The organism is Govania unica, from assembly GCF_027920805.1.
Taxonomy (GTDB): domain Bacteria; phylum Pseudomonadota; class Alphaproteobacteria; order Sphingomonadales; family Govanellaceae; genus Govanella; species Govanella unica.
The window spans coordinates 551,830-578,334 of sequence record NZ_JANWOI010000003.1 but is presented as its reverse complement, the minus strand read 5'-3'; the positions used below and the strand labels follow the sequence as shown (position 1 = coordinate 578,334).

At 60.1% G+C, this 26,505-nt stretch carries 24 protein-coding genes; 7 read left to right on the top strand and 17 right to left on the bottom strand.

Features of this window, described 5'->3' with window-relative positions:
* Positions 1-194 precede the first annotated feature (194 nt).
* Positions 195-1,973 (bottom strand): aspartate--tRNA ligase, encoded by a 1,779-nt coding sequence (gene aspS / locus NYP16_RS10460; protein ID WP_274944084.1) that lies wholly within the window; start codon positions 1,971-1,973, stop codon positions 195-197.
* Between the two features lie 807 nt (positions 1,974-2,780).
* Between aspS and rnd the strand changes: the two genes are divergently transcribed.
* The gene (gene rnd / locus NYP16_RS10455; RefSeq protein WP_274944083.1) at positions 2,781-3,956 is read left to right on the top strand and encodes a ribonuclease D; all 1,176 of its coding nucleotides are present in this window, start codon (positions 2,781-2,783) and stop codon (positions 3,954-3,956) included.
* A 352-nt stretch (positions 3,957-4,308) separates the two neighbouring features.
* Here the strand turns inward: rnd and NYP16_RS10450 are convergent, their stop codons facing one another.
* From NYP16_RS10450 to NYP16_RS10415, 8 genes are all read right to left on the bottom strand, one after another.
* Positions 4,309-5,787 carry a Ppx/GppA family phosphatase gene (locus NYP16_RS10450; RefSeq protein ID WP_274944082.1) on the bottom strand — a complete coding sequence of 493 codons (1,479 nt, stop codon included), beginning with the start codon at positions 5,785-5,787 and terminating at the stop codon, positions 4,309-4,311.
* A gap of 105 nt (positions 5,788-5,892) precedes the next feature.
* Positions 5,893-8,085 (bottom strand): RNA degradosome polyphosphate kinase, encoded by a 2,193-nt coding sequence (locus NYP16_RS10445; protein WP_274944081.1) that lies wholly within the window; start codon positions 8,083-8,085, stop codon positions 5,893-5,895.
* 260 nt (positions 8,086-8,345) lie between these two features.
* On the bottom strand, positions 8,346-8,756 hold the full coding sequence (arsC, locus tag NYP16_RS10440) for an arsenate reductase (glutaredoxin) (protein WP_274944080.1): 411 nt from the start codon (positions 8,754-8,756) through the stop codon (positions 8,346-8,348).
* Positions 8,753-9,412, bottom strand: a complete 660-nt coding sequence (locus NYP16_RS10435; RefSeq protein WP_274944079.1) for an MIP/aquaporin family protein — start codon at positions 9,410-9,412, stop codon at positions 8,753-8,755. Before NYP16_RS10435 ends, arsC begins: the two co-directional genes overlap by 4 nt.
* Positions 9,409-9,750 carry an ArsR/SmtB family transcription factor gene (locus NYP16_RS10430; RefSeq protein ID WP_274944078.1) on the bottom strand — a complete coding sequence of 114 codons (342 nt, stop codon included), beginning with the start codon at positions 9,748-9,750 and terminating at the stop codon, positions 9,409-9,411. The genes NYP16_RS10435 and NYP16_RS10430 overlap by 4 nt, the downstream gene beginning before the upstream one ends.
* Positions 9,750-10,199, bottom strand: a complete 450-nt coding sequence (locus NYP16_RS10425) for an ArsI/CadI family heavy metal resistance metalloenzyme (RefSeq protein ID WP_274944077.1) — start codon at positions 10,197-10,199, stop codon at positions 9,750-9,752. Before NYP16_RS10425 ends, NYP16_RS10430 begins: the two co-directional genes overlap by 1 nt.
* A gap of 210 nt (positions 10,200-10,409) precedes the next feature.
* Positions 10,410-11,084 carry an HdaA/DnaA family protein gene (locus tag NYP16_RS10420; protein ID WP_274944076.1) on the bottom strand — a complete coding sequence of 225 codons (675 nt, stop codon included), beginning with the start codon at positions 11,082-11,084 and terminating at the stop codon, positions 10,410-10,412.
* A complete protein-coding gene (locus tag NYP16_RS10415; RefSeq protein WP_274944075.1) occupies positions 11,084-12,178 on the bottom strand; it encodes a DUF2066 domain-containing protein in 1,095 nt (364 codons plus the stop codon). Before NYP16_RS10415 ends, NYP16_RS10420 begins: the two co-directional genes overlap by 1 nt.
* A 139-nt stretch (positions 12,179-12,317) precedes the next feature.
* On the opposite strand from NYP16_RS10415, the gene purM reads away from it, so the two are divergent.
* Both purM and purN read left to right on the top strand, forming a co-directional pair.
* Complete coding sequence (purM, locus tag NYP16_RS10410; protein ID WP_274944074.1) at positions 12,318-13,445, top strand: phosphoribosylformylglycinamidine cyclo-ligase; 1,128 nt, start codon at positions 12,318-12,320, stop codon at positions 13,443-13,445.
* Entirely contained in the window at positions 13,442-14,104 is a 663-nt protein-coding gene (gene purN / locus NYP16_RS10405) for a phosphoribosylglycinamide formyltransferase (RefSeq protein WP_274944073.1), read from the top strand. The genes purM and purN overlap by 4 nt, the downstream gene beginning before the upstream one ends.
* A gap of 408 nt (positions 14,105-14,512) precedes the next feature.
* Here purN and ndk read toward each other — a convergent pair whose 3' ends face one another.
* On the bottom strand, positions 14,513-14,935 hold the full coding sequence (gene ndk / locus NYP16_RS10400; protein WP_274944072.1) for a nucleoside-diphosphate kinase: 423 nt from the start codon (positions 14,933-14,935) through the stop codon (positions 14,513-14,515).
* A gap of 94 nt (positions 14,936-15,029) precedes the next feature.
* Here ndk and NYP16_RS10395 point away from each other — a divergent pair, with 94 nt between their 5' ends.
* The 3 genes from NYP16_RS10395 (at position 15,030) to NYP16_RS10385 (ending at position 18,334) form a co-directional block, all read left to right on the top strand.
* On the top strand, positions 15,030-16,868 hold the full coding sequence (locus NYP16_RS10395) for an ABC-F family ATP-binding cassette domain-containing protein (protein WP_274944071.1): 1,839 nt from the start codon (positions 15,030-15,032) through the stop codon (positions 16,866-16,868).
* A gap of 132 nt (positions 16,869-17,000) precedes the next feature.
* A complete protein-coding gene (locus tag NYP16_RS10390; protein WP_274944070.1) occupies positions 17,001-17,525 on the top strand; it encodes a PEP-CTERM sorting domain-containing protein in 525 nt (174 codons plus the stop codon).
* Positions 17,526-17,812: 287 nt separating this feature from the next.
* Positions 17,813-18,334 (top strand): PEP-CTERM sorting domain-containing protein, encoded by a 522-nt coding sequence (locus tag NYP16_RS10385; RefSeq protein WP_274944069.1) that lies wholly within the window; start codon positions 17,813-17,815, stop codon positions 18,332-18,334.
* A 173-nt stretch (positions 18,335-18,507) separates the two neighbouring features.
* On the opposite strand, the gene NYP16_RS10380 is transcribed toward NYP16_RS10385, so the two are convergent.
* From NYP16_RS10380 to NYP16_RS10365, 4 genes are all read right to left on the bottom strand, one after another.
* The gene (locus NYP16_RS10380; RefSeq protein ID WP_274944068.1) at positions 18,508-19,806 is read right to left on the bottom strand and encodes an ABC transporter permease; all 1,299 of its coding nucleotides are present in this window, start codon (positions 19,804-19,806) and stop codon (positions 18,508-18,510) included.
* A gap of 6 nt (positions 19,807-19,812) precedes the next feature.
* Complete coding sequence (locus tag NYP16_RS10375) at positions 19,813-20,973, bottom strand: ABC transporter permease (RefSeq protein ID WP_346742505.1); 1,161 nt, start codon at positions 20,971-20,973, stop codon at positions 19,813-19,815.
* Positions 20,970-21,671 carry an ABC transporter ATP-binding protein gene (locus NYP16_RS10370; RefSeq protein WP_274944066.1) on the bottom strand — a complete coding sequence of 234 codons (702 nt, stop codon included), beginning with the start codon at positions 21,669-21,671 and terminating at the stop codon, positions 20,970-20,972. The genes NYP16_RS10375 and NYP16_RS10370 overlap by 4 nt, the downstream gene beginning before the upstream one ends.
* Before the next feature lie 256 nt (positions 21,672-21,927).
* A complete protein-coding gene (locus NYP16_RS10365; protein WP_346742504.1) occupies positions 21,928-23,178 on the bottom strand; it encodes an efflux RND transporter periplasmic adaptor subunit in 1,251 nt (416 codons plus the stop codon).
* A 127-nt stretch (positions 23,179-23,305) separates the two neighbouring features.
* Here NYP16_RS10365 and NYP16_RS10360 point away from each other — a divergent pair, with 127 nt between their 5' ends.
* Complete coding sequence (locus NYP16_RS10360; protein WP_274944064.1) at positions 23,306-23,827, top strand: DUF1993 domain-containing protein; 522 nt, start codon at positions 23,306-23,308, stop codon at positions 23,825-23,827.
* A 3-nt stretch (positions 23,828-23,830) separates the two neighbouring features.
* Here the strand turns inward: NYP16_RS10360 and NYP16_RS10355 are convergent, their stop codons facing one another.
* From NYP16_RS10355 to NYP16_RS10345, 3 genes are all read right to left on the bottom strand, one after another.
* Positions 23,831-24,253 (bottom strand): VOC family protein, encoded by a 423-nt coding sequence (locus NYP16_RS10355; protein ID WP_274944063.1) that lies wholly within the window; start codon positions 24,251-24,253, stop codon positions 23,831-23,833.
* A 270-nt stretch (positions 24,254-24,523) separates the two neighbouring features.
* Entirely contained in the window at positions 24,524-24,970 is a 447-nt protein-coding gene (locus NYP16_RS10350) for a DNA polymerase III subunit chi (protein WP_274944062.1), read from the bottom strand.
* Between the two features lie 7 nt (positions 24,971-24,977).
* Entirely contained in the window at positions 24,978-26,474 is a 1,497-nt protein-coding gene (locus NYP16_RS10345; protein ID WP_274944061.1) for a leucyl aminopeptidase, read from the bottom strand.
* Between the last annotated feature and the right edge of the window lie 31 nt (positions 26,475-26,505).

Sequence of the window (26,505 nt, the reverse complement as noted above, 5' to 3'; positions counted from 1 at the left end):
AAAACCTCAGGGACGCACTAAGGCCTTAGAATTTATGGGCGATTCTGATTTTTGGGCCGTCATTGGTCCGCCTGGGCTTGAAACCTAAATACAAAATAGAAAAACAGAACGGCCCATGATCCGGTTGGACCATAGGCCGTTTGGGAAGTCTCACCCGGGTCATCATCGTGAGACGATGACCTTTGTGGCGGATGCTATTTCTTCGGGTCTGGCAACACCACGCGGAGGTTGAGTTCGCGCAGCTGTTTCGGGGTGACCTCGCCCGGTGCGCCCATCATCAGGTCCTGTGCCTGCTGGTTCATGGGGAACAGGATGACTTCGCGGATGTTGGGTTCGTCGGCAATCAGCATGACCATGCGGTCGATGCCGGGAGCCGAGCCACCATGGGGCGGTGCGCCATAGCGGAAGGCATTGAGCATGCCGGAGAATTTTTCTTCGACTTCATCATTGCTGTAGCCTGCGATTTCAAAGGCTTTCAGCATGATGTCTGGACGATGGTTGCGGATCGCGCCTGACGACAATTCAATACCATTGCAGACGATGTCATATTGATAGGCAAGAATGTCGAGCGGATCTTTTTCCAGCAACGCTTCCATGCCACCCTGCGGCATCGAGAACGGGTTGTGGCTGAAATCGATCTTTTTGTCCTGCTCGTTATATTCATACATCGGGAAATCAACGATCCAGCAGAACTCGAAGCGGTTCTGATCGATCAGGTCAAGATCAGTACCGACGCGGGTGCGGGCTTCACCGGCGAGTTTCGCTGCGTCAGCTTCCTTGCCACAGGCGAAGAATACGCCGTCGCCGTCCTTGACGCCGGTCAGTTCCTGCAACTTGGCGATACGCGAGGCATCCAGTTTCGAGGCGATGGGGCCCTTAACTTCGCCGTCCTTGAAAATGGCATAGCCGAGACCGGCATAACCTGCGGCGCGAGCCCAGTCGTTCATCTTGTCAAAGAAGCTGCGGGCATGGGCGCCCGCGCCCGGTGCCGGGATGGCGCGCACGACCGCACCGGCGTCCACGGCCTTGGCGAAGATGCCGAAGTCGGAGCCGCGGAACACTTCGGTCACGTCGGAAATGAGGATCGGATTGCGCAGATCCGGCTTGTCATTGCCGTATTTCAGCATGGACTCGCGGAACGGGATGCGACGGAAGGGCGGCTTTGAAATTTCCTTGCTGGAAAATTCCTCGAAAATCCCGGCGAGCACCGGTTCGATGGCGGCGAAAACATCTTCCTGGGTGACAAAGCTCATCTCGAAGTCGAGCTGATAGAACTCCCCCGGGCTGCGGTCGGCGCGGGCATCTTCGTCGCGGAAACAGGGAGCGATCTGGAAATAGCGGTCGAACCCGGCCACCATCAGCAACTGTTTGAACTGCTGCGGCGCTTGCGGCAGGGCATAGAACTTGCCGGGATGTATGCGGCTTGGCACGAGAAAGTCGCGAGCGCCTTCAGGTGAGGACGCGGTCAGGATCGGGGTCTGATATTCAAGAAACCCCTGATCGACCATGCGCGTGCGGATCGAGGAAATGACCTTGGAGCGGAGCACGATATTCTTGTGCAGACGCTCCCGCCGCAGGTCGAGGAAACGGTATTTGAGGCGAATCTCTTCGGGATATTCATTATCGCCGAACACTGGCATGGGCAGTTCCTGCGCCGCGCCCTGAACTTCGACCTCGGCGGCCTGAAGCTCGATCTCGCCAGTGGGCAGGTTTGGATTGATGGTGTCGGCCGAACGGGCGACGACCTTGCCGGTAACCGTGATGACGCTTTCCGTGCGCAGGCTTTCAGCCAGTTTGAAGGCCGGGCTTTCGCTGTCCATCACCACCTGCGTCAGACCGTAATGGTCGCGCAAGTCGATGAACAACAGATTGCCATGGTCGCGTTTGCGATGGACCCAGCCCGAAATCCGCGCGGTTTCACCCACATTGGCGCGGTTGAGGTCGTTGCAGGTATGGGAGCGATAGCGATGCATGGATTGACTGCCATTCGTTGAAAGCGTTGGGACAAGCGGGAAAAGCACACGGAATGGAGGGGTTTGTCAAGAGGTACGGGGGTTTTGAGGGGAAATATGGCGGTGGTCGGGTGGGATTGTGGTGGCACGGCCGCTCTGGATTCCCGCGTTCACGAGAGTGACAGGTACGAAAAATGAGACGGCTGGGGGTGGGTGGGAATAGCAAGACACTTAGCTCGACCTGCGTATCCATGGCTCGATCACCGGCAAGCTGGATTGCCGGGTCAAGCCCGGCAATGACAGATTTATAATGCTGCTGCAATTTCACAAGGCTGCTGCAATTTCACAAGGATGCAGCAATTCCGATACACAGGGCATATTCCTGTTAGGTCCGGATACAAGACTGAACCGTTACATCTGGCACAAGACTGACACATCCGGGAACAATACCTTCACACTCGGCACAGTTCCAAAATTGTCATGCCCGGGCTTGACCCGGCCATCCATGGTTCAACCATGCCATCGCCAATATGATGGACTGCCTGATTTAAATAGGAAAAAGCCGCCGAATACCGTCATCGCGAGCCGCGTAAGCGGCGTGGCGATCCAGGCTTAACTGCGGGCTGGATTGCTTCGGCTGCGCCTCGCAATGACCCTTGAATCAGCGCCAAAACCATCAGCCTTGTTTTCTGAAAGCCGGGATCCGGGCTTTCTTTTGTGGCCGCATGGAATGCCGCGGGACTGCCACGAATAGGCCTGTGGAACAAACCGCTGAGGGGTTGCATTCGATTGCTGCATTTTGTCTGCGATCGCGCTATAGGAATTGGCATGACAATGATCACAACAACAGACGACCTCACGGCTGCTTGCGCGCGGCTTGGCCAATCCTCGGTTCTGACTGTCGACACCGAATTTTTGCGGGATTCGACATTCTGGCCGCAGCTGTGCCTGATTCAGGTGGCCGGGGATGATTTTTACTGTGCCATCGATACCTTGGCCCCAAAGCTCGATCTCGCGCCGTTTTATGAGCTGATGCGGGATGAAAAAATCCTCAAGGTGTTTCATTCGGCGCGGCAGGATGTGGAAATCTTTGTCCATGAAATGGGCGGGGTGCCCTACCCGCTGTTTGATACCCAGGTGGCCGCCATGGTCTGTGGCTATGGCGAATCCGTGGGCTATGAGACGCTGGTGAACAAGCTCACCGGGGCCAAGCTTGATAAGGCCGTGCGCTTTACCGACTGGTCGAAGCGGCCGCTCAGCCGCCGCCAGATCGATTATGCACTGGGCGATGTCATTCATTTGCGTGACGTGTTCGCCAAACTGTTCGCCAAACTGGAACAGAACGGCCGCGGCTCGTGGATTGACGAGGAAATGGCGGTTCTGACCGATACCGCCACCTATCGGCTGCATCCTGAGGACGCCTGGCGGCGGTTGAAGCCGCGCAGCCGCAACCGGCGGTTCCTCGCGCTGGTGCAGGCTTTGGCCGAATGGCGGGAAACCGAGGCGCAACGCAAGAATGTGCCGCGCAATCGCATTGTCCGCGACGATATCATCATGGAACTGGCCGCCCATCCGCCGCATACGGAAGATGAACTTGGGGCCATTCGCGGCTTTTCCAAGCGCTCGGCCGAAAGCAAAGAGGGGCAATCCCTGCTCGCCGCCGTGGCCCGGGCCGAGGCCCTGCCCGATAGCGATCTGCCGGAAGCCGAACATGAAGACCGCAGCGTCGGCAATTCGCCGCTTTCGGACCTGATCAAGGTGCTGTTGAAGCTGCGCTGCCAGGAAAATGGCGTGGCGCCGAAACTGGTGGCGTCGTCGGGGGATCTCGAACTGATCGCCCAAGGCGGACATCCGGAGATTGCGGCGCTGCATGGCTGGCGCTATGAGCTGTTTGGCCGCGATGCGGAGGCTATCCGCGAAGGGCGGCTCGGGTTGGCCGTGCGTGGGGGGCGGTTGGTTATTCTTGATATTCAGGATGATGGGACGGCGGTTACGCGGGCTTGAGATGGTGGGGCTTCGAGAGAGGCCCAGCACACTGCCGGTTGAGCCATGGATACGCGGGTCAAGCCCGCGTATGACATTTTATATATCATTTACCTGTCATTGCCGGGCTTGACCCGGCAATCCAGCCGTCTGGTGGGTGTGGCCCTGCCCAATTGCTGACACGAAAACCGCAGCGTGCGGCGGTTGCGCGGGCGTGGGCTTGAGATGGTGCGGTTTGGTGCGTTGAGAGAGGCCCGCCACACTGCCGGTTGAGCCATGGATACGCGGGTCGAGCCCGCCTATGACATTTTTATATATCTTATTCACATGTCATTGCCGGGCTTGACCCGGCAATCCAGCTTTGATGACGCGATTATTCCGGGATGATTTGGGCGCGGCGGCCTATGGCTTTGGCCAGGGCTTCCAGGCGGCGGAGAACGACTTCTCCGGCAATGGTTTGCTGTTCGGCTTTCACCTTGAGCAGAAGGGCTTCCTTGGTGATTTCCAGCCGGGCCAGTTTGAGGGCGCTTGAGGTGCCGCCGGACAGGCGTTGGCCCAGGCGCAGGCTTAAACCCATCAGTTCGGCGCGTTTGAAATCATTTTCGTCGAGAATGCGGCTGATATGGGCGATTTCGTGATCTAGGGTGCCGCCGTAACAGCAGTAAAGCGCGAGCGCCATCAGGGCTGTGCCGCGATGATCGAGACCGCCGAAGCGACCATAGAGCACCTCCAGCAACACCATGTCGGCGCGGTAATCGGGATGACCGCGCCAGGCCACGTCCGACAACATGCAGGTGGCGAGACGCAGCCGCCGGTCTTCGACGGTTTCACCGGCGAAAATGGGGCCGGTCCAGTCGAGAAGGGCCTGGGCATGTTCCGGGAAGCGGCCGGACTGGGCGGCCATGTCGTGACAGACGTCAAGGAGCGGATCGCGTTTCCGGACCTCCTCCGGCATGGCGGAGTAAATCAGGCCCTCACGCAGACCAAGGGCCGAGACGATCAGCTGCTTTGGCTTTACCACCTCGAAAATACGGCGCAGCAGGGTGGCGGCGAACGGCAGGGTTTCGGCGCGTTTGATGGCCACATTCGGAATGCGGGCCAGAGATTGCGGGCTCATGCTGGAGACGAGGGTGCAGAGGCTTAGCACGTCCTCCCGCGGGATGCGGTAGTGGTGGAGGATATGAAGCGGGTAGCCCGTGTGTTCGATATGCATGCGGGCAAGCGCGCGCCAGGCGCCGCCGACGGTGAAGAAATCGCGGTCGCGACCGATGTTGAACCAGGGAATGCGCTGCAAATGATCGTCGATATGGGCGAAAAGCGCGCGTTTGTCCTTTTTCATCAGGTCCTGCAACAGGAACGGTCCGAGCGGCAGGCTGACATTCTGACCGATGCCCGCCGGGCCGATATTGACCAGTTCGAGACTGCCGCCACCAAGATCGCCCATGACCCCGTCGGCGTCCGGGATGCCCGCGAGCACCCCCATGGCGGACATGCGGGCTTCTTCGTTACCGGTCAGGACCTGCACTTTGAAGCCGCAGCGGATGGTGATCGCCTCGATGAATTCGCTGCCGTTGTCGGCGGCGCGCACGGCGGCGGTGGCCACTGCCCGCACATCGCGTACCCGCATGCGCTTAATGAGAATGGCGAAGCGCTCCAGCGTCTGGAGCGCCATGACCATGCCTTTTTCATCGAGCTTGCGGCTGGTGCTCATGTTGCGGCCAAGACCGCAGAGCACTTTTTCGTTGAAAGCCACTGCGGGAAACCGGCCGTCACCTTCGAACAGCACCAAGCGGACCGAGTTCGACCCGATGTCAATAACAGCGATGCGGTGATCAAACGTGCGATGAGCCAAGCGCGTTTTCCTGACTTGTGACACAGCAAGGCGTCATGACAAAATCAGGCATTGAAGCCTGTTTTCTGCTTTTAGCGGCCACGACCCGATTTGTATAGACGCAAATTACCGGTCGCGGCGCGGCTCGCGAAGGGTCAGGTGCTGCACCGGCTTCTGATCCTTGCCCATGCCCGACAGGCTTGGGTTGGTCATGAAATAATGATGCAGATTGAAGGCGTTCGGTCCGGCCTTGCGGCGGTTATAACTGCCATCCGGCTGTAGATCCCAACTTTGCGCCTCGTCCTTGAAATTCGCCACCATGACCTGATCGACGATCTGAGCATGCACGGTGGGGTTTTCAATGGGCACCAGCGCCTCGACCCGGCGGTCGAGATTGCGCGGCATCCAGTCGGCGGAGGAAATGAACACCTTGGCCTTGTCGCTTGGCAGGCCATGGCCAGCGCCGAAACAGACGATGCGCGAATGTTCGAGAAAGCGGCCGACAATGCTTTTGACGGTGATATTTTCCGAAAGCCCGGCCACGCCCGGACGCAGGCAGCAGATGCCGCGCACCACGAGTTCGATTTTCACGCCGTTCTGCGAGGCATGATAGAGCGCGTCTATGATTTTCGGGTCGACGATCGAGTTCAATTTAGCCCAGATAACCGCCGGACGCCCGGCTTTGGCATGGGCGATTTCGGCCTCGATCAGCTCCATGAGTTTTTCGCGGATGCCGTTCGGGGACAGCGAGATTTTCTCAAGCGTCTTCGGCTTTACATAGCCGGTGAGGAAATTGAAGATATGGGTGGCGTCACGGCCAAGCGTGGTGTCAGCGGTGAAAAACGACAGGTCGGTATAGATCTTGGCCGTCACCGGGTGGTAATTGCCGGTGCCGTAATGCACATAGGTGCGAAGCTCGCCGCCCTCGCGGCGCACCGCCAACGACACCTTGGCGTGGGTTTTCAGTTCGATGAAGCCATAGACCACCTGCACGCCGGCCCGTTCGAGATCGCGGGCCCAACGGATATTGCGTTCCTCGTCAAAACGAGCCTTGAGCTCCACGAGCGCGGTGACCGATTTTCCGGCCTCGGCCGCCTCGATCAGGGCCTTGACGATGGGGCTGTCGTCGCTGGTGCGATAGAGCGTCTGTTTGATCGCCACCACGTTCGGATCACGCGCCGCCTGAATGACGAACTGCAACACCACGTCGAAGCTTTCATAGGGGTGGTGAACCAGGATGTCTTTTTGCCGGATGGCGGCAAAGCAATCGCCGCCATGTTCGCGAATGCGTTCCGGGAAGCGCGGATTATAGGGGGTGAATTTAAGCTCCGGACGGTCGTCGGGGATGAGCTGACCGGTGTCGGCAATGCCGAGGATGCCATCCACATGGACCACATCGGCTTCGTTGACGTCCAGTTCATGAAACACCATGCGCCGCAGATCGTCCGGCATGGCGGCATTCATCTTGAGACGGATCACATGGCCGCGCCGCCGCCGTTTGAGGGCGCTTTCGAAGGACTGGACCAGATCTTCGGCCTCTTCCTCGATTTCCATGTCGCTGTCGCGGATGACGCGGAACAGCCCCTGCCCGAGCACCTTGTAGCCAGGAAAAAGCTGTTCGAGAAACAGGCTGACGATGTTTTCGATGGAGATATAGCGGATATCCGTGCTTTTGCTCGGCAGCCGCACGAAGCGTTTGACCTGACGCGGCAGCGGAATGAGCATGTTGAGAATGCCGCCGTCGTCCCTGCGGGCGAGCTTGAGCACCATGGAAAAGCCGAAATTCGGGATGAACGGAAACGGATGCGCCGGGTCGATGGCGAGCGGCGTCAGCACCGGAAACACGTTGTCGAGAAAATATTGCTCAAGCCAGGCATGTTCCTCGACGGAGACTTCGGCCTGGTCAAGCACGGCGATCCGCGCCTCGCGCATTTCCGCCGTCAGGGCCAGCCAGACCTTTTCCTGGGCCCGGATCAGGTCCTCGGCCTTGGCATGGACACTGACCAACTGCTGCGCGGGGGTGAGGCCGTCATAGCTCACCGCCTGCACGCCCTCGTTCATCTGGCCGCGCAGGCCGGCCACGCGGACCATGTAGAATTCATCGAGATTGCTGCCGGATATAGACAGAAACCGCAGCCGCTCCAGCAGGGGGTGATGACGGTTCGCCGCCTCCTCCAGCACGCGCATGTTGAAGGCGAGCCAGGACAGTTCGCGATTGATGAAGCGCTCGGGGCTTTCGGGCGAGACGAACGCGCTGTCGCTGCCGTCGTTTGAAGACGCCGGTTGTTCCGTTTTCTGGATAGATTTCATGTCCGTCATGCGCACCACCTGAGACGATATCCCAACTGTCATTAATCCGTAATCATGACGATTTGGTGAAACAACCTGTGCCGAGTTTAGCCCGGGAACGGGGAAAAGACGACTGTGTCATTGTTGGTGGGGGTAAGGATGGATTGCCGGGTCAAGCCCGGCAATGACAAGGAGGGGGACGCAGTCTCCGCAATATATTAAATAAAATCAATTTGTTACGAGAATTTATAGCCCTTGACCCACATATAAAGCCCACATGAAATTGTCGGTTAGGGGCGCACGATTTCGCCGTCTTCTTTGGTGAAATGATCGGGCTGGCGATCCAGCAACGACAAGACGACTTCGGACGGACGGCATAGCTTCGTCCCCTTCGGCGTTACGACGATTGGCCGGTTCACAAGGATCGGATGCGCCAACATCGCTTCGATGATTGATTCGTCGGATACGCCTACGGTCAGCAAGCCAAGTTCGGCGGCTGGCGTGCCTTTTTCGCGCAACACGTCGCGCGGTTTCGCGCCCATTGCGGCAAGCAGTTCGCCTAGCAACGCGCGCGTCCAACCGACCTTGCGGTATTCAACGACGGTAGGGGCATATCCGGCGGCTTCGATCATCGCCAGCGCGTTGCGCGACGTGCCGCAATCCGGGTTGTGGTAGATCGTGATGGGAAATGCGTCGGTCATTGTGGGCAATCCTTGTTGAACAGCCATGTGAAAAAGCCAACCGCTGCCAGCGTGCCCACAAGCTGCCCGCCGATGAATAGCAGGACAGATGCGGGCGCAATCCCGGCGAATGTGTCGGACAGGCTGCGGGCCAGTGTCACCGCTGGATTGGCGAACGACGTTGAAGCGGTGAACCAATAGGCGGCGGTAATGTAGAGGCCGACCGCAACGGGCGTGAATTCCGGTTGCGAACGTTGCGTGCCGAAGATCGTTCCTATCAGGCCGAAGGTGGCGACGAATTCGGCGAAACCTTGCGCCGGGCCTTCCCGTAGCTTGGTTGAAATTTGAAGCAACGGTTCGGCGAACATCGCGTGCGCTGCCCAAACGCCAAGAACAGCCCCAGCAAACTGCGCCGCGACGTAGGCCGTCGCCATTGGCCGGTCAATTTCACGGCGTAGCAGGAACGCCAGCGTTACCGCCGGGTTGAAGTGCGCGCCGGATACCGGGCCGAACATGCGGATCAACACGACAAGCCCCGCGCCCGTTGCAATCGTATTGCCTAGAAGGGCTATCGCATCGTTCCCGGCGGCAAGACGTTCGCCCATGATGCCGGAACCGACGACGACGGCCAGCAAGAACGCCGTACCAACGCATTCTGAAACGATGCGTCGGATCATGTCGGCGTGAAGCAGCTTTGCGCGACTTCCGCAAGCGGAGCACAGATTTCGGGGCGACCGTCGCAGCAATCGGCGACAAGGAAGCCCAACAAGTCGCGCATACCGTCGTAGTCGGCGGAATAGATGACGGATCGACCTTCGCGCCGCGATTGGATCAACCCGGCATGTCCAAGGATCGTTAGATGCGACGAAAGCGTGTTGGGCAGCACGCCAAGTTCGCGCGCGATTTCGCCCGCTGGCACGCCGTCCGCCCCCGCCCGGACTAGCAGGCGAAAAACGGCCAAGCGGTGCCCGTGGGCGAGCGCGGACAGGGCTTCGACGGCTTCGGGCAGCAGCATCAGCAGCACGCCGCCCTGGGGGCCGCAGGGGCAGCACAGCAGGCGCTAACCGCCGGGTCGGGCAAAGCTTCGTCTTCGCCGTATTCGGTTGCATCGCCGTGCGTGTAGAAGGTTTCCCAACGAACGCCCGCCGTGTCCGTCACCCAAGACTTGTCTGACTTCGCATAGCAACAGGTCGTCGCTTCTTGATCCAACGTCGTTTCTCCAGCCGCCTTCAAGCGCGATGCGAGTTCGGCGAGTTCGTCCGGGCTATCAACTTGCACGCCGACATGATCGACGCCGGTTGCGCGGGCACGCGATGAAATCGCTAGATTTACGCGCGGGTCTTCTAGCATCCACTTCGCATAATCCGTCTTCAACACGGACGGCGGCGCGTTGAACAACGTGGTATAGAACGCAACGGCCTGTTCAATGCTCGGAACGCTAACGTGCAGGTGCAACCGCTTCATGTCGAATTCCCTTCTGTTTCGATATTTCGACTATACACGAAATAACGACAAAAGCAACGAACGTTCGAACGTGGCGGAGTTAGTCTCCGCTCACCGTCATTGCGAGGCGGAGCCGAAGCAATCCAGGCTCTTAGGCCCAAGGTTCTGGATCGCCACGCCGCTTACGCGGCTCGCGATGACGGTTTTGCCGTCATGCCTGCCCGGAAGGCGTCATAAATTCAGGATCTTGCGGGCGAAGGGGATGGTCAGGGGGCGGCGTTCGGCGAGGGCGGCGCGGTCGAGGCTGTCGACGGCGTCGCGCAGGCGGTCGAAGGAGCGGTCGAGGCGAGCCACCAGATAATCGGCGAGGTCGACGCCGATGCGCAGCTGGCGGTCCGAGAACTGCTTGATGAGGACAGCGGCCATCAGGGCCTCGTCGGGTTCCTTGAGTCCGGTCTGCGGCAAGGCGCGGAGGCGCGAGGCGAGATCGGGCAGTTTGGCGCGCCAACGCCCGGCGGGTTTGCGGGAGGTGATCAACAGGCTGCCGCCGGTCTCGCGGATGGAATTGATGAGATGAAACAGCGCGGTTTCGAACTCGCGCGTGCGCTGGCGGTCGGCGTCTTCGAGCACGAGGCGCGGATGTTCACGGGCCCGGGCCACGGCGGCGTCATCAAGGGCGCTTGCGGGCAGACTTGCGGCACCGCTTGCGGCCTGCCAGACGGCGGCGAGATGGCTTTTGCCGGAGCCGGCCGGACCATGCAGCAGCAACACGTTATTGGGCCAGGCGGGCCAGCGGTCGATCCAGGCGACGGCGTCCTGATTGCTTGCGGCAATAAGAAAATCCTCGCCGCCGAGAGACTCGCGGCAGGGCAAAGAGAGCGTCAATTGTTCCTTCGTGCTGGTCATCAAGGCGTCCCGGTCGCCATTTCCTGAAGCATCAGCAGGCTTTTACCGCCTTCCTCGCGAAGCACAAGGCCGTTTGTGGCCAGCACCGATTTCAGCTGATCGAGCGCGCCCGCGTAATGCAGTTGCAGCTCCGCCTCCCCGAGCTTCAGGGTCTTGAGGATGTAGGACTGCACCAGTGTCACCCGGTCGAGCCGCCGCATGACCTCGGGCCAGTCGGAAATCTGACGCAGCGGCACCATGGCGGTCACATCGCCCGCCTCGTCCAGCCGCATGAGCGTGCGGCCCTTCCACCAGCTGTCGAGATGAGCAACCACGGCAGCGGCGGCGATTTCGAATGTTTTTGGCAGATCCTGATCGGTTGCGGCGGCAAATGTCCCACTATAGGCCGGAGCGCCAGAGGCGAGCGCCGGGGCTGAGACGGTGACCGAATAGCCGCCTTGGGCCGGACGCAGGATGGCTTGAACCGGCAGCGCCTCGGTCACGCCATAGCGGGCGGCGAGCGCTTTGACGGCTGGGGCCTCGGCATTGGTTGCGTCGTAGGACGACAGCAGGGCCTGATCCTCGGCCCCGCCGCGTGGCAAGATCACATGGATCAGACGATTGCGGATATCCGCCTGCCCCCAGGCGCGCAGCCAGGTGTTGTCCGGCTCCCACAGGAGTTTTGCGCCGTCGCGGTCCAGCACCGGCAGCACCAGAAGCGGCGGCGCCATGCTGTCCGAATAGGGATAGGCGCGACCCTTGAGGAAATCGCGGATTTTGACCGGGCTGAATTTGACCGTCATATGAGCGAGATAGCGCACGGACGATGTGCGCTCATTGGCGATCTCGACACCCTGCACGAAGCTTGCGATCACCGCCGGGGTGACGCTGGCGCTGGCGCGGGCGGCGTCTTCGGGGCGCAGCATGCGGCGCATAAGAATCTCGAACGCCTTGGTCTGGCCGGTGGCCATGGCGGTGGGCCGGGCTTCGGCCGCGCTTTTGGCGGTGACATCCACGGGTACGGCTTCGACTGTATAGACATCGGCAGCGTGAACCGCCGGAACCATGCCGCACAACAGTGCGAGGGCCAGTAAAAGCCGCTGTATATAAGCCATTCCGCGGGTCTCCATCTCGGCTGCCGGGAGCTCTGTTCCGACCTTCTCAAATACAGAGTAATGCATTATGGTGGCGCGCCAATCAACGGCTTTGGCCACAAGATGTTTATTCCCGCTTAATTCCCCGCGTGAGGATCTCATGACTGACAAGACTTCATACACCTACAAGGACGCAGGCGTCGACATTGATGCCGGTGCGCGCCTTGTGGATGCCATCAAGCCGCTGGCGCGGTCAACCCGCCGCCCCGGTTCCGATGTGGAGCTTGGCGGGTTCGGCGGGCTATTCGATCTGAAGGCCGCGGGCTTCACGGACCCGATTCTGGTGGCTGCAACGGACGGCGTGGGCACCAAGTTAAAGGTCGCCATCGACGCCGGGAAGCATGACACGGTGGGCATTGATCTTGTCGCCATGTGCGTCAATGATCTGGTGGTTCAGGGGGCTGAGCCCTTGTTTTTCCTTGATTATTTCGCCACCGGCAAGCTGTCGGTCGAGGCCGGGGCGGCTATCGTGTCGGGCATTGCTGAAGGCTGCCGCCAGTCGGGATCGGCGCTTATCGGCGGGGAAACCGCCGAGATGCCGGGCATGTATAAGGATGGCGACTATGATCTGGCCGGGTTCTCGGTCGGGGCGGTCGAGCGCGGGCGGCAGATTCCGCTGGATACGCTGGCGGCGGGCGACGTGCTGTTGGGCATCGCGTCGAGCGGGGTGCATTCGAACGGCTATTCGCTGGTGCGGCGGCTTGTGGCCGATAAGGGCTTTGACTATGCGGCGCCCTGCCCCTTTGACGCTCATCAGACGCTGGGCGAGGCCTTGCTGACGCCGACGCGCATTTATGTGAAAAGCCTGCTGCCGGAAATCCGCAGCGGACGCATCAAGGCGCTGGCCCATATTACGGGCGGCGGTCTGGTGGAAAATATGCCGCGCGTGCTGCCGAAAACCCTCAGTGCCGAGATTGACGCCGGGGCCTGGAGCCTGCCGCCGGTGTTCCACTGGCTGATGGATGTGGGCGGTATCGAGCCGCAAGAAATGACCCGCACCTTCAATTGCGGCATCGGCATGGTGGCCGTGGTCGCGGCGGAAGATGCCGACGCCACCATCGCAGCGCTTGAAGCCGCGGGCGAAACCGTGACCCGCATCGGGGTGCTGGCCGCCCATGATCCGAGCCTTCATGGCGACGCGCAGCCGGGCACCCTGGTGCGTGGCGAAGCCGGAGTTTGGGGCGCGTTCAGCCCGTGGGAAGCCAAAAGCCACGGCGGCAAGGGATGAGCGGCAAACGTCTTTCCGTCGGGGTGCTGATTTCAGGGCGCGGATCGAATTTGCAGGCGCTCATTGACGCCTGTGCCGATCCAGCCTTCCCGGCCCGCATTGCCGTTGTGGTTTCGAACAAAGCCGACGCCTATGGGCTTGAACGGGCGCGGCTGGCGGGGATCGCCACGGCTGTGGTTGATCACAAAAGCTATGATACGCGGGAAGCGTTTGAAGCTGCATTGGATGCAACGCTGCGCAGTCATGAGATCGAGCTGATCTGCCTTGCCGGATTTATGCGGATTCTGACATCCGGGTTCGTCCATGGCTGGACCGAGCGCATGATCAATATTCATCCATCGCTACTGCCGTCGTTCAAGGGGCTGCATACCCATGAACGGACCATTGCATCGGGGGTGCGGATCACCGGCTGCACGGTGCATTTTGTGCGTCCCGAGATGGATGATGGCCCGATCATCATTCAGGCTGCGGTGCCGGTGCTGGCGGGGGATGATGCTGACAGCCTTGGGGGGCGGGTGCTGGAGCAGGAACATAAGATCTATCCGGAAGCGCTTCGGCTGATTGCCCTTTCACGGGTTCGAGTTGAGGGAGATGTGGTGGTGATTTCGGCTATGGGCGAGGATGGGCGGACATTGGTGAACCCGCCGGTTGGTGGGTGAAACGGGGAAGGTCTGGATCGCCACGCCGCTGACGGTTGGGGAAAGCTGCCAGGTTGGCGGCTTTTTTCTTTTTTGGGGTGGCTGTGGGTTGAGGCATGGATGCCCGGGTCAAGCCCGGGCATGACAAACTAACAAAGCTGTCATACCCGGGCTTGACCCGGGTATCCATCTTGCAGACGGGTGAGTGACGGCACCATGGATACGCGGGTCAAGTCCGCGTATGACAGACAAATGGGGGATGGGGAAGGATGGCAGGGCGTGGGTGAATGGACCTCGTCATTGCGAGGCGCAGCCGAAGCAATCCAGACTTCACGCCCAAGATTCTGGATTGCTTCGGCTGCGCCTCGCAATGACGGAATAAAAAAGGCCGCCCTACAAGGCGGCCTTTTTCTTTTTATGTCAGGGCAATCAGCTGACGATTTCGATGTCGCTGAAGAAGAATTTGATTTCGTTGGCAGCGTTTTCGGCCGAATCTGAGCCGTGAACCGAATTGGCTTCGATGCTTTCGGCGAATTCCTTGCGGATGGTGCCTTCGGCTGCATCTTTCGGGTTGGTTGCGCCCATGACGTCGCGGTTCTTCAGAACGGCGTTTTCGCCTTCGAGGACCTGGACCACAACCGGGCCCGAGATCATGAAGGAGACGAGGTCGTTGAAGAACGGACGGGCAGCATGCACGCCGTAGAAAGCCTCAGCCTGAGCCTGGGTCAGCTGGATGCGCTTCTGGGCGATGATGCGCAGGCCAGCGGCTTCGAGCTTGGCGTTGACGGCGCCGGTCAGGTTGCGGCGGGTGGCGTCGGGCTTTACGATCGAGAAGGTCCGTTCAAGGGCCATGGGGTCGTTCCTCATGAAGAAGTGATTAAAGGATTTGGCGGGCGTTATATAGGCTTCTGGCCTAATGCGCAATCCCGTGCTATAGACCCGCCCCATGTTGAATATATCAAATCTGACTTATCGCATTGGCGGGCGCCTGTTGATCGACAACGCCTCGGCCAGTATTCCCATGGGTGCCAAAGTCGGCCTGTTCGGCCGCAATGGCGCTGGCAAGACGACTCTGTTCAAGATGATTCTCGGGGATCTTGAGGCTGAGGCCGGGTCCATCGACTATCCGAGCCGCATGCGCGTCGGCACCGTCGCTCAGGAAGCGCCGGGCAGCGATGTGACCCTGCTGCAAACCGTGATCGCCGGTCATCGTGAACTTGCCGAGCTGCTGCACGAAGCCGAGACGGTGACGGACGGCGAGCGGCTGTCCGAGGTGCATATGCGCATCGCCGCCCTTGATGGCTATAGCGCCGAAGCCAAGGCGGCCGGGATCCTGTCCGGTCTCGGGTTCGATACCGAGGCCCAGCGCCGCCCCTGTTCGAGCTTTTCGGGCGGTTGGCGCATGCGCGTGGCTTTGGCCAGCCTGTTGTTCTCCGAACCGGATTTCATGCTGCTCGACGAACCGACCAACTATCTCGATCTTGAAGGGGTGTTGTGGCTTGAAAGCTTCCTCAAGGACTATCGTCATACGGTGGTGGTGATCAGCCATGACCGCGATCTGCTGGATCGCTGCATGGGCGCGATTCTGCATCTCGATCAGGGCAAGCTCACGCTTTATACCGGCAACTATCAAAGCTTTGTCGAGCGGCTGACCGCCAATCGTCAGCGGCTTGAGTCCGAATCGCGCAAGGTCGATGCTGCGCGCAAGCATATGCAGTCCTTTGTCGATCGCTTCCGCGCCTCCGCCGCCAAGGCCAAACAGGCACAAAGCCGTATCAAGGCTCTGGCCAAGATGCCGCCGATTGCGCTCACCATGGAAGCTGACGTGCGGCCGATCAAATTCTCGGCACCACCCAAGCTGTCGCCGCCGCTGATCGCCGTGGAAAGTGGCGCGGTCGGCTATAGCGACGACAATCCGATTCTGAAAAGCCTCAATCTCCGGATCGATCCGGATGATCGCATCGCGCTTGTGGGCTCGAACGGCAACGGGAAATCGACCTTTGCCAAGATGATCGCCGGGCGGCTTCCCATGATGCAGGGGAAAATGACCAGCTTTCCCAAGATGACGGTGGGCTATTTCGCCCAGCATCAGCTGGATGAGCTGCGCCCGGACGAGACGCCGTTTCAGCATATGGCCGACCTTATGCCGAACGCCAAGGAACCTGAAGTCCGGGCCAAGCTTGGCGCGGTCGGGTTCAGCGCGGACCGGGCCAACAACAAGGTCGCGACCCTGTCCGGCGGTGAAAAGGCCCGGCTGCTGTTCGCCATCATCGGCTTCAACGCCCCGGCCATCCTGATTTTGGACGAACCGACCAACCATCTTGATATCGACAGCCGCGATTCGCTTATTCGCGCCATCACCGAATATGAAGGCGCCGTGCTGCTGATCAGCCATGACCGCCATCTGCTTGAAGCCTGCGCCGATCAGGTGTGGCTGGTGAAGGACGGCGCGGTTAAAGTGTTCGACGGCGATCTGGATGATTACGAAGATCTGGTGCTTGGCCGGGTAAAGCCGGGCGCGGGGCAGAAATCCGGCGGCAATGCACGTCGCGACAAGGAAGAAAAAGCCAGCCAGAACGCCGAAGCCCGCCTTGCCAAGCTACAAAAGGATAAGATCGCTCTCGATAAGAAGCTGAGCGATCAGACGCTTTATACCGGCGACAATGCGGCCAACAACCGGCTGGGCCAGTTGCAGCGCCGCGAGGCCGAGCTTCTGCGCCAGATCGCCGAGGCCGAAGAGGAATGGATGTCCGCCCAGAACGCCCTCGAACAGGCGGCCGAATAGCCGAAACTGTCGGATTATCTGACACTCCATCAGACACTAAATATAAAATACGCGCCTTTCCAGTGACATAGGAAATGGCGCGTATTTTGCTTTGGGGACTGTAGTTCATTCAGTCCGTGGGGCCTCCAGAAAATGAAGAAAGCAACCTTTGTCGGTGCCATCCTGGCCCTGACCGTTAGCGCAATTCAAACCACCGTCGCCGCTGGTGTTATTTTTGTCGGTAGCTGGCAGGTCGATCAGGGGCCATATTGGAAAGATCACCCTTTCGCCTATACGGGCCAGGAAGCGGCGGCGTATCTCTTTGGCGGTGATGCCTCGGATTATGCGATTTCGACGATGGGCAGCGATGTTCTCGCCATCGACCATATGGCCTGGTACAGCCTCATTGCCGTGGAGAATGGACAGAAACTTGCCGAGGACTATGTGAACAAGCTGCCGGGCGGCCTGTATTACGATAACGCTGGTTACCTGAGAGATGCAGCCTCAGCTTATGTGTATGACAATGCCATGGGGAGCATGTACACGAATTATGCCTTCCGCATCACAAATGATGACAGCACCAATGATGACAGTGACGTGCCGGAACCGGCATCGCTGATGCTGCTTGGCACCGCGCTTCTCGGGCTTGGGGCTATGCGCCGCCGTCGCCGTGGCTGAGCGATCTGAAGGTGACTGATGAGATGGCCGGGATTTCCCGGCCATTTTTTATGGTCGCACAGAGGATCAGAATTCCCGGAGAGCGGGGAACAAGCTGCCGAGGCCGAAGAGGAATGGATGTCCGCCCAGAACGCCCTCGAACAGGCGGTGGACTAGCCGAAATTGTCGGATTATCTGACAATTCATCAGATACTAAATATAAAATACGCGCCTTTCCAATGACATAGGAAATGGCGCGTATTTTGCTTTGAGGGGGTATAGTTTACTCAGTCCTCGGGTGTTTACGTATGAAAAAGAAAACGATCCTCGGCGCTCTGGTGGCGCTGACCGTCAGTGCCATTCAAACCACTGTTGCCGCCGGTGTTATTTTTGTTGGCAGCTGGCAGGTTGATCAGGGGCCGGGTTGGCCAACTTTCCCTGTCGCCTATACGGGTCAGGAAGCTGCCGCGTATCTCTTTGGCGGCAATGCCTCGGATTATGCGATTTCGACGGTGGGCAACGATGTTCTCGCGATCGACCATCTGGCCTGGTACAGCATCATTGGCGTTACTGACGGCCATAAGCTCGCTCAGGATTACACAAGCAAACTGCCGGGCGACCTGTATTACGATGGCATCTTTAATTACGCTTCGCATCAAGGCGATCTGAGCAATGCAGCCTCAGCTTATGTATATGACAATGCCAGGGGGGGCACATATATCAATTATGCGTTCCGCATCACCGCGGATAACGACGTGCCGGAACCGGCTTCGCTCGTGCTGCTTGGCACCGCGCTTCTCGGGCTTGGGGCGCTGCGCCGCCGCCGTTGAGCGATCTGATCGTGACTGAGATAAAATGGCCGGGATTTCCCGGCCATTTTTTTGGTGCGGCTTCATGCTTCGAGACGGCTCTCCGAGCCTCCTCAGCACGAACGGATATAGCCTTACCCGTTCGTGCTGAGGAGGGCGCAAGCCCGTCTCGAAGCATGAAGCCGCATGGAGGGTCAGAGTTCCCGGAGCGCCACCGTCACCGGCACGGTCGCGGCACGGAGGGCGGGGAACAGGCCGCCGAGAAAGCCGATGGCCAGCGCCCATTGCAGGCCGCCGAACATGAGACCGCCGGTGACGCGGAACTGGAACACCACCTGGGTGAAATTGCCGCCGAGAGTCGAGACGCTGTAATTGTTAAAGATCACATAGGCGATGAGCGCGCCGAGCGCGCCGCCGAGCAACGCAAGCAGCATGGCTTCGAGCAAAGCCGACAGCACCACCGGCAGATTCTGAAAACCAAGGGCCCGCATCATGGCGATCTCGCGCGCACGCGCCGCCACCGCCGCATACATGGTGTTGAGCGCGCCGAACATGGCCCCGATGGCCATGATGATGGCAACGCCGATGCCGATGGCGCGGATGATCTTGGTCATCTGTTGGGACTGTTTGCTGTAGTAATCCCGCGTAGTCATGACATCGACCTTGATGCGCGGATCGCTTTCGAGACGCTCCTTCAGACCGGCAAAGGCCTCGGGCCCGGTGAGGCGCAGGGAGACCGCCTGAAAGGACGTGCGGCGATAGGCGGCGGCCACGGATTCCACATCGCCCCAGAGTTCCGATTCATGGGCGTCGCCGGTGGTGAAACTGCCGACCACCGTCCAGAGCTGATTGTTCAACAGAAGGTTTGAGCCGATATCGAGCCCGCTGAACTGGCCGAGCGCGCCCTGCCCCACCACCAGTTCCCGCAGGCCCGGCTTGAAGGCGCGGCCCGCCGTGATGCGGGCGTTCGGGCGCAATTTCCAGACTTCGGGGCCGACGCCGCGCAGCTCCACATTGGCGTCTGAGCCGGTCGTGCGTTTCGGGATATTGCTGACCACCACCACTTCGGCGGAGGCGATGGGCAGATCATCGGCATCATGAAGCACGCCTGCGGCCTGCCGCACCACATTCACGGTCGAGCGATCGATGCTTGAGGACAATTCCGCATTGGCGCCCTTGCGCATGACGATAGCGACGTCATCTTCGCCCGCCTGCCGCAGGGTGGCCTGAAATCCTTCGGCCATGGCGAGAAGCGCGATGAGCACCCCAACCACCCCGGCAATGCCGACGATGATGACCATGGTGGCGCCGAGCCGCTCCGGCAGGGTGGACAGGCCGATCCGGGTCAGGGCCACCGTCTGCCGCCCGTTCTGCGTGGTGGCGAGCCAGACGCAGAACCCTGCCCCGGCCACCAGAATAACCAAGGGCATCGTGACCCAGAGTATCAATCCGAGAAACGTCAGGGCGAAGATTGCGATGCGCTGCCAGTTCATGTCACATCATCTCCCGGCCAAGGCATCGACAATTTTAAGCCGCATGGCGCGCAAAGCAGGTGGCACGCCGATCATGATACCGATGGCGATCATCAGCATGAACCCGGTCCAGACCGTGCGCATGGTGATCGGCAGCACCATCTGACCGCCGGTCGCCGCTGCCAGCAACGGCAAGGCAGCGCGCGCCAAAAGAAGCCCGCCGATGCCACCGAGCAGCATCAACAAAACAGCTTCGGCCAGCACCAGCCACAGCACCTGCCTGTTGGTGAAGCCGAGGGTTTTCAAAACGGCGAATTCCGGAATGCGTTCGCGGAAGCTTTGCGACATGGTGTTGCCGGTCAGGATCACCAGGGTGAAGAACACCGCCCCCATGATGGCGCTGACGATCAGGCCGATGTCGCCGATCTGCTTGGCGAAGGACAATTGAAATTCGCGTTCGCTTTGCGTCTTGGTTTCATCGGACGAATTGCGGAACATACGGTCGATGGCCTGGGCCACCTCTTCCGAACGTTTGGGGTCGCTGACCTTGACGATATACCAGCCGACGGTGCCCGGCAGGGTGCTGCGGCCCTCGTCGAAATAATCATAGCGGAAGAAGAAATTCTGTTCGATGTCGCGGAGTTCCGCCGACGGCGTATGGAAAATGCCTACGAGATCGAAGGTCCAGGTGTTGCCGGTGGATTTGTTAGGGAAAATCGTCGCCTGCAAAGGAATCTTGTCGCCGACTTTCCAGCCGAAGCGCTTGGCCAGCGTCTCCCCGACGATGGCGCCGGTGCGGGTGCTGGTGAAGGCCAGCCGTTCCTCGGGCGTCAGCAGAATTTCGGGATAGATATCGAGATAGCTCTGGCCGCTGATGGCGATATTGGGGAAGAAATTCTTCGGGTCCTGATAGATGCCGCCGAACCAGTTGCCGCTCGCCACGCCGGCCACGCCGGGGGTGCTGCGGATGCGGTTCAGGTAGCTCGCCGGCAAGGGCTGGATCAGCGACAGCCGCGAGGCCACGATCAGGCGGTCAATGCCGACCACGCGGTCGGTGGCGTTGAACGCCACCCGCACCGCGTCGAGAAACCCAAACAGCGCAAAAGCCGCCATCACCGACAACAACGTCAGTGCGAGCCGCGTCCGTTTACGCGTAAGCCCAGCCCAGATGAGCATCAGATATTTCATGAGGGAATATCTGCCCCGGCGATTTGTTCAACCAGCGTGCCCTTGTCGAGATGCAGCGTGCTGCGGGCATAGTCGGCCGCTTTCGGATCATGGGTGACCATGACGATGGTCTTGTTGTACTGACGGTTCAGGATCTGCAACAGACCAAGCACATCCTCGGCCGATTGACGGTCCAGATCGCCGGTCGGTTCGTCGCAGACCAGGATCATCGGGTCCGAGACAATGGCGCGGGCGATGGCCACCCGTTGTTGCTGGCCGCCGGACAGTTCATTGGGTTTATGATGCGCGCGGTCTGACAGGCCGACAAGCTGAAGCGCAATGCTGGCCCGCCGCGCCCGCTCCGGACCGGAGAGATTGGTCAGGAGCAGCGGCAGCTCCACATTCTTTTGCGCCGACAAGGTGGGCAGCAGATTATAGAACTGGAAAATAAAACCGACGTTCCCGGCCCGCCAGCGCGCAAGCGCGGTTTCGTCCATTTTGTCGGTGCGCTGACCGGCAATGGTGATGCTGCCCTCGGTCGGGGTATCGATGCCGGCGATCATGTTGAGGAGCGTGGTTTTGCCCGACCCCGACGGCCCCATGAGCGCGAGAAACTCGCCCTCGGGAATGTCGAGATCCACGTGATGCAGGACCTCGACCTTTTGCTTGCCGCGTTCATAGATCTTGGCGACGTTGCGGATTTCGACGAGTGCGGTCATGTATTTATCCTCAACTTCCTGTCATTCCCGCGAACGTGAGAATCCAGATGCCGTGAGTAAGGCTGGATCCCCGCTTTCGCGGGGATGACAAGGGAGGCGGGTTTTACTGAAGGCGGTCATGAATTTTATCTTCACCTTTCTGTCATTCCCGCGAACGCGGGAATCCAGGGGCCGCGAGTAAGGCTGGATCCCCGCTTTCGCGGGGATGACAAAAAAACGCGGGGATGACACACAACGCTGGGATAATAGGAGGCCATTACTTCGCGTCCTTGACCACCACGCTCGTGCCGTCGGTGAGCTCGGGGGATGGGGCGCGGACCACGCGTTCGCCGGATTTCAAACCCGATACAACCAGACGCAGGTCACCGTAAGCCTGCCCCGCCGTCACGATGCGGGCGCGGGCTTTTTCATGGTCGATCACGAAGACCTGGGACTTGCCGTCGCGTTGCAGAATGGCCGTGCCCGGAATGAGCACGCCCTGTGGCGCTTTGGCCTTGGATTCGGCCGGGCCGCCTGCTTCATAGAACGTCACGCGCACGCCCATGTCCGGCACGATACGCGGGTCCTTGGCCTTGATGGCGATGCGCGTCTTGACCGTGGCCTTGCTGCGATCGGCGGTGGGGATGATGGCGATGACGGCGGCCGGGATCTTCCAGTCCGGGTAGGCATCAAGCACGGCTTCCACTGGCTGGCCGGGTTCGACGCGGTTGATATAAGCCTCGTTCACATCAACTTCGATTTCAAGCGAGTCCATGTCAACGATGGTGCCGATCCCGGTGCGGGTGAAGCCGCCACCCGCCGACATGGGCGACACGATTTCACCGGGCTGCGCCGCCTTGGCCGAGATCACGCCGGAGAACGGCGCGCGGATGATGGTGTTGTCATAGGTGACCCGGGCCACGTCCACCTGCGCTTCGGCCACGCGGACCTGTTCGCGCAGGGTCTGCAATTGCGATTTCTGCGTCGCGAGCAGCGTGCGGGCGTTTTCAAGGCCCTGCGTCGACACGAAGCCACGCTCGTTCAGCTCGGCCTGACGGTTGAGATCGCGTTCCGCCTGCGCCAGCTGGGCCACGCCTGAGCTGACCTGAGACTTCGCCGCAGCGAGCTGCGCCTGCGTCAGGGCGAGCGCGGCCTTTTCATTGGTGTCATCAAGCTTGGCCAGGACCTCGCCTTCCTTGACGTGGTCGCCCTCCTCGATCATCACCTGACGGAGACGGCCGGTGATCTTGGCCGACACCGTGGCCTCACGTCGGGCGGTCACATAGCCCGCGGCTTCGAGAACGGCGGTCTTGTCGGCTACGGCGGCGAAGTCCTCGGCCGTGGCGGCGTCGACGGCGACGGTCGAGCCGCCAAAGACCACGTAGCCCAGTACGATCAGGGCCATGACAGCCGCCGCACCGCCGCTGATCCACAAACGACGCTTGTCGGTCGGCGCAGACTCCCGCGTGTCGGGATTAAGACGCAATTCGGCCAGCAGATCCTTGTCTTGCAAACTCAAACACTTCACTCCAATGGATTATTGCGCCCGAAGGTACTGGAATTTATGGCCAAGGTAAACTGGGGCGGACATACTGTCCGTTGACCCTGAGGGGCTGCCGTCGACCGCCGGTTTAAATCATAGAAAAGAGTTTCTCATGACGATTTCACTTTATGACGCAAGCGTCGCATCTTATCTGCAAACCGTTCAAGCCGTCAGCGGCTTCCTCGACAAGGGCCTGACCTATTGCCGGGACCATGGCATTGATCCGGAAGAGATGGTCGAGGCCCGGATTTTCCCCGATATGTTTCCCTTGCGCTTTCAGATCCAGTCGGTGGCCTTCCATTCGCTTGGCGCGGTCGAGGCCATCCAAAGCGGCTTGATGATCCCACCGGCTGAACGCCCGGCCCACGATTATGCCGGTCTGCAGGCGCTGATCACCGACACCGGTGCCAAATTGCAGGCGATCACGCCCGAGGAGATCAATGGTCGCGCAGGGGCGGATGTTACTTTCAGGGCACGGGGCACGGACCGGCTGTTTACAGCGGAAGGATTTCTGCTGTCCTTCTCGCTGCCCAATTTCTATTTTCACGCCACCACGGCCTATGACATCCTGCGTTCAAAGGGCGTGCCGCTTGGCAAGATGGACTTCATCTCCAAATTGCGCCTGAAGGCTTGAATTTTATAGACCGAAGGTGACCCGGCCCTGGTCGTCAATGGCCCAGGCCGGGTTCCACGCGATTTCCCAGGCATGGCCATCGGGGTCGGCCACATAGCCGCGGAACCCGCCATGGGGCGGGGCGTCGGCGGGCCTTAAAATACGCCCGCCGGAGGCCGCGAGTTTGTCGATGACGGTCTCCACCTGCCCGCGCTCCGCCACGTTATGGGCGAGGGAGAAAGCGCCGGGCGTCTGAAGATCCGGACAGTTCATATCCTGCTCCAACGCGGCTTTGCGGAAGGTGCCGAGCATCAGGCCGTTCATCTGATAGAAGATGATGTCCTCGTTCTCAAACACCGGGGACCAGCCGAAGCCCTCGACATAGAACCGGCGGGAACGGGCGAGGTCGCGGGTTCCGAGGGTGATGACGGAAATCTGTTGCTGCATGGCGGGGGCTCCTGGGGTGAGCGGGAGATGGTTATTCATGCGGAGAAATGGATTGCCGGGTCAAGCCCGGCAATGACAATTTTTGTGGGGTCGGTGGGCATTAAGTTTATCCGTCATTGCGAGGCGTAGCCGAAGCAATCCAGCTCTTTCGGCGGCACTCTGGATTGCTTCGGCTACGCCTCGCAATGACAATTGGGACCCATATTAGTAGTCATTGCCGGGCTTGACCCGGCAATCCATCTCTCCGCCTGCGCACACGTGGCAACGATGTCAGGCTTTTTTGTCCCAGCCGCCGTCCTGGCGTTGTTGCCAGTAGGTCAGGTTGTGGCCAGCTGCTTTGTAGAGTTTCCAGCGCTCGCGGGCGGATTGGACTGAGGGGTCGTTGGCGCCGTCGAACATGTCCAGGCAACGGTCGAAGCTGCCGAGGAATTCAGGGGTCTGGCCGTCAACGACCACGAGCAGGGTTGCGCTGTTGGGGTTTTCCTCCTGATCGGTCAGATAGACCGGCTGGAGATCGGCGTGGCCGGTTTTGCGGGTGCCGTGAGGGAGGAAACTTGCGTCTTCATAAGTCCAGAGCGCGGCGTCGAGGCTTTCCAGCCGGTCGGGCGACGCGAGCACCACAGCCCGCATCCCCCGCTCCAGCGCTTTTTCAAGCAGACGCGGCAGCGCTTCGGACAAGGGCTGCCGCATCAAATGATAAAAGCTGACGTCGGTCATGACGGTCTTATTTTTCCTCGTAATTATCCGCGATCAGACGATCGAGAAGGCGCACGCCATAGCCGGTCGCGCCGGCCGGGCAGATATCCCGGTCCTTGCTGGCCCAGGCCATGCCCGCGATATCCATATGGCACCAGGGCACGTCATTGACAAAGCGCTGGATGAACTGGGCGGCGGTGATGCTGCCAGCCTCGCGGGCGTTGCCCATGTTTTTCATGTCGGCGATCTTGGAATCGATCTGACGGTCGAAGGCCTTGGAGAGCGGGAAGCGCCAGACCAGTTCGCCTTCGACTTTACCAGCGGCGTCGATCTGTTTCGCAAGTTCATCATTGTTCGAGAAGATCCCCGCGAACTCATGGCCGAGGGCAATGATGATGGCCCCGGTCAAGGTTGCAAGATCAATCATGAATTTCGGCTTGAAGCGATTCTGGGTGTACCAGATGGCGTCGGCCAGCACGAGACGGCCTTCGGCGTCGGTATTGATCACCTCGATGGTCTGGCCGGACATGGATTGCACCACGTCGCCCGGACGCTGCGCATTATGTGACGGCATGTTTTCCACCAGACCGACGACGCCGACCGCATTCACCTTGGCCTTGCGTGCGGCCAGCACCTGCATGACGCCGACTACGGTGGCCGAGCCGCCCATGTCGAACTTCATGTCCTCCATGCCCTGGGCCGGTTTGATCGAGATGCCGCCGGTGTCGAACGTGACACCCTTGCCGACAAAGGCCACCGGCTGGGTCTTGGCGCGGAGGCCGTTCCAGTGAATGACCACGAGCTTCGATTCCTGCGCACTGCCCTGCCCGACGCCCAAGAGCGCGCCCATGCCGAGCTTGGCCATCTCGCGTTCGCCGAGAATCTCGACCTTGAGCCCGAGCTTTTCGAGCTTCTTGATCTCCTTGGCGTAGCTTTCCGGATAGATCACGTTGCCCGGCTCGGACACCAGATCGCGGACATTGAACACCGCATCGGCCACGAGGTCCAAGCGATCGAAGGCCTTTTGCGCCTTGGTCGCCACGGGGCTGCCGACGCTCACCTTGACGACCGATGGCTTTTTCTCCACCGGCTCCTTGGTGCGATAGCGGTCGAAGCGATAGGACCTGAGCTTGATGCCATAAGCGAGACGCGCCGCGAAGTCTTCGGTCGGGAGCTTGAGGCCGGGCACTTCATCGGCTGCCACATGCACGGATTTTTCGCCCGATGTCAGGAGCTTGGCGACAATGCCGCCACCGACGGCCTCAGCTGCGAGAGCATCCAGTTCCGCCGTGCGGCCGAGACCGACCAGCAGGATGCGGCTTGCCACCACCTTGGGCAGACCGAACAATTCCAGCATCTGGCCGCGTTTGGCCTTGAACGCCGAGGATTTGAGCGCCCGGGTGATGGCCCCGCCGGAGGTTGCATCGATCTTTTCCCCGGTCGCCAGCAGCTTGTTGCCGGTGGTCACGAAAAGGACCAGAGCGCCGCTTGCCGGAACAGACGGTTTGCCAAAGACGAATTTCATCGGTTTGTCTCCTCGGGGTAAAGCCGGTACT

Excerpts from the sequence above, each read along its gene's own strand:
- aspS (WP_274944084.1), bottom strand. The coding sequence starts at position 1,973 with ATGCATCGCTATCGCTCCCATACCTGCAACGACCTCAACCGCGCCAAT.
- rnd (WP_274944083.1), top strand. The coding sequence starts at position 2,781 with ATGACAATGATCACAACAACAGACGACCTCACGGCTGCTTGCGCGCGG.
- NYP16_RS10445 (WP_274944081.1), bottom strand. The coding sequence starts at position 8,085 with ATGACGGACATGAAATCTATCCAGAAAACGGAACAACCGGCGTCTTCA.
- arsC (WP_274944080.1), bottom strand. The coding sequence starts at position 8,756 with ATGACCGACGCATTTCCCATCACGATCTACCACAACCCGGATTGCGGC.
- NYP16_RS10435 (WP_274944079.1), bottom strand. The coding sequence starts at position 9,412 with ATGATCCGACGCATCGTTTCAGAATGCGTTGGTACGGCGTTCTTGCTG.
- NYP16_RS10430 (WP_274944078.1), bottom strand. The coding sequence starts at position 9,750 with ATGCTGCTGCCCGAAGCCGTCGAAGCCCTGTCCGCGCTCGCCCACGGG.
- NYP16_RS10425 (WP_274944077.1), bottom strand. The coding sequence starts at position 10,199 with ATGAAGCGGTTGCACCTGCACGTTAGCGTTCCGAGCATTGAACAGGCC.
- NYP16_RS10420 (WP_274944076.1), bottom strand. The coding sequence starts at position 11,084 with ATGACCAGCACGAAGGAACAATTGACGCTCTCTTTGCCCTGCCGCGAG.
- NYP16_RS10415 (WP_274944075.1), bottom strand. The coding sequence starts at position 12,178 with ATGGCTTATATACAGCGGCTTTTACTGGCCCTCGCACTGTTGTGCGGC.
- purM (WP_274944074.1), top strand. The coding sequence starts at position 12,318 with ATGACTGACAAGACTTCATACACCTACAAGGACGCAGGCGTCGACATT.
- purN (WP_274944073.1), top strand. The coding sequence starts at position 13,442 with ATGAGCGGCAAACGTCTTTCCGTCGGGGTGCTGATTTCAGGGCGCGGA.
- ndk (WP_274944072.1), bottom strand. The coding sequence starts at position 14,935 with ATGGCCCTTGAACGGACCTTCTCGATCGTAAAGCCCGACGCCACCCGC.
- NYP16_RS10395 (WP_274944071.1), top strand. The coding sequence starts at position 15,030 with ATGTTGAATATATCAAATCTGACTTATCGCATTGGCGGGCGCCTGTTG.
- NYP16_RS10390 (WP_274944070.1), top strand. The coding sequence starts at position 17,001 with ATGAAGAAAGCAACCTTTGTCGGTGCCATCCTGGCCCTGACCGTTAGC.
- NYP16_RS10385 (WP_274944069.1), top strand. The coding sequence starts at position 17,813 with ATGAAAAAGAAAACGATCCTCGGCGCTCTGGTGGCGCTGACCGTCAGT.
- NYP16_RS10380 (WP_274944068.1), bottom strand. The coding sequence starts at position 19,806 with ATGAACTGGCAGCGCATCGCAATCTTCGCCCTGACGTTTCTCGGATTG.
- NYP16_RS10375 (WP_346742505.1), bottom strand. The coding sequence starts at position 20,973 with ATGAAATATCTGATGCTCATCTGGGCTGGGCTTACGCGTAAACGGACG.
- NYP16_RS10370 (WP_274944066.1), bottom strand. The coding sequence starts at position 21,671 with ATGACCGCACTCGTCGAAATCCGCAACGTCGCCAAGATCTATGAACGC.
- NYP16_RS10360 (WP_274944064.1), top strand. The coding sequence starts at position 23,306 with ATGACGATTTCACTTTATGACGCAAGCGTCGCATCTTATCTGCAAACC.
- NYP16_RS10355 (WP_274944063.1), bottom strand. The coding sequence starts at position 24,253 with ATGCAGCAACAGATTTCCGTCATCACCCTCGGAACCCGCGACCTCGCC.
- NYP16_RS10350 (WP_274944062.1), bottom strand. The coding sequence starts at position 24,970 with ATGACCGACGTCAGCTTTTATCATTTGATGCGGCAGCCCTTGTCCGAA.
- NYP16_RS10345 (WP_274944061.1), bottom strand. The coding sequence starts at position 26,474 with ATGAAATTCGTCTTTGGCAAACCGTCTGTTCCGGCAAGCGGCGCTCTG.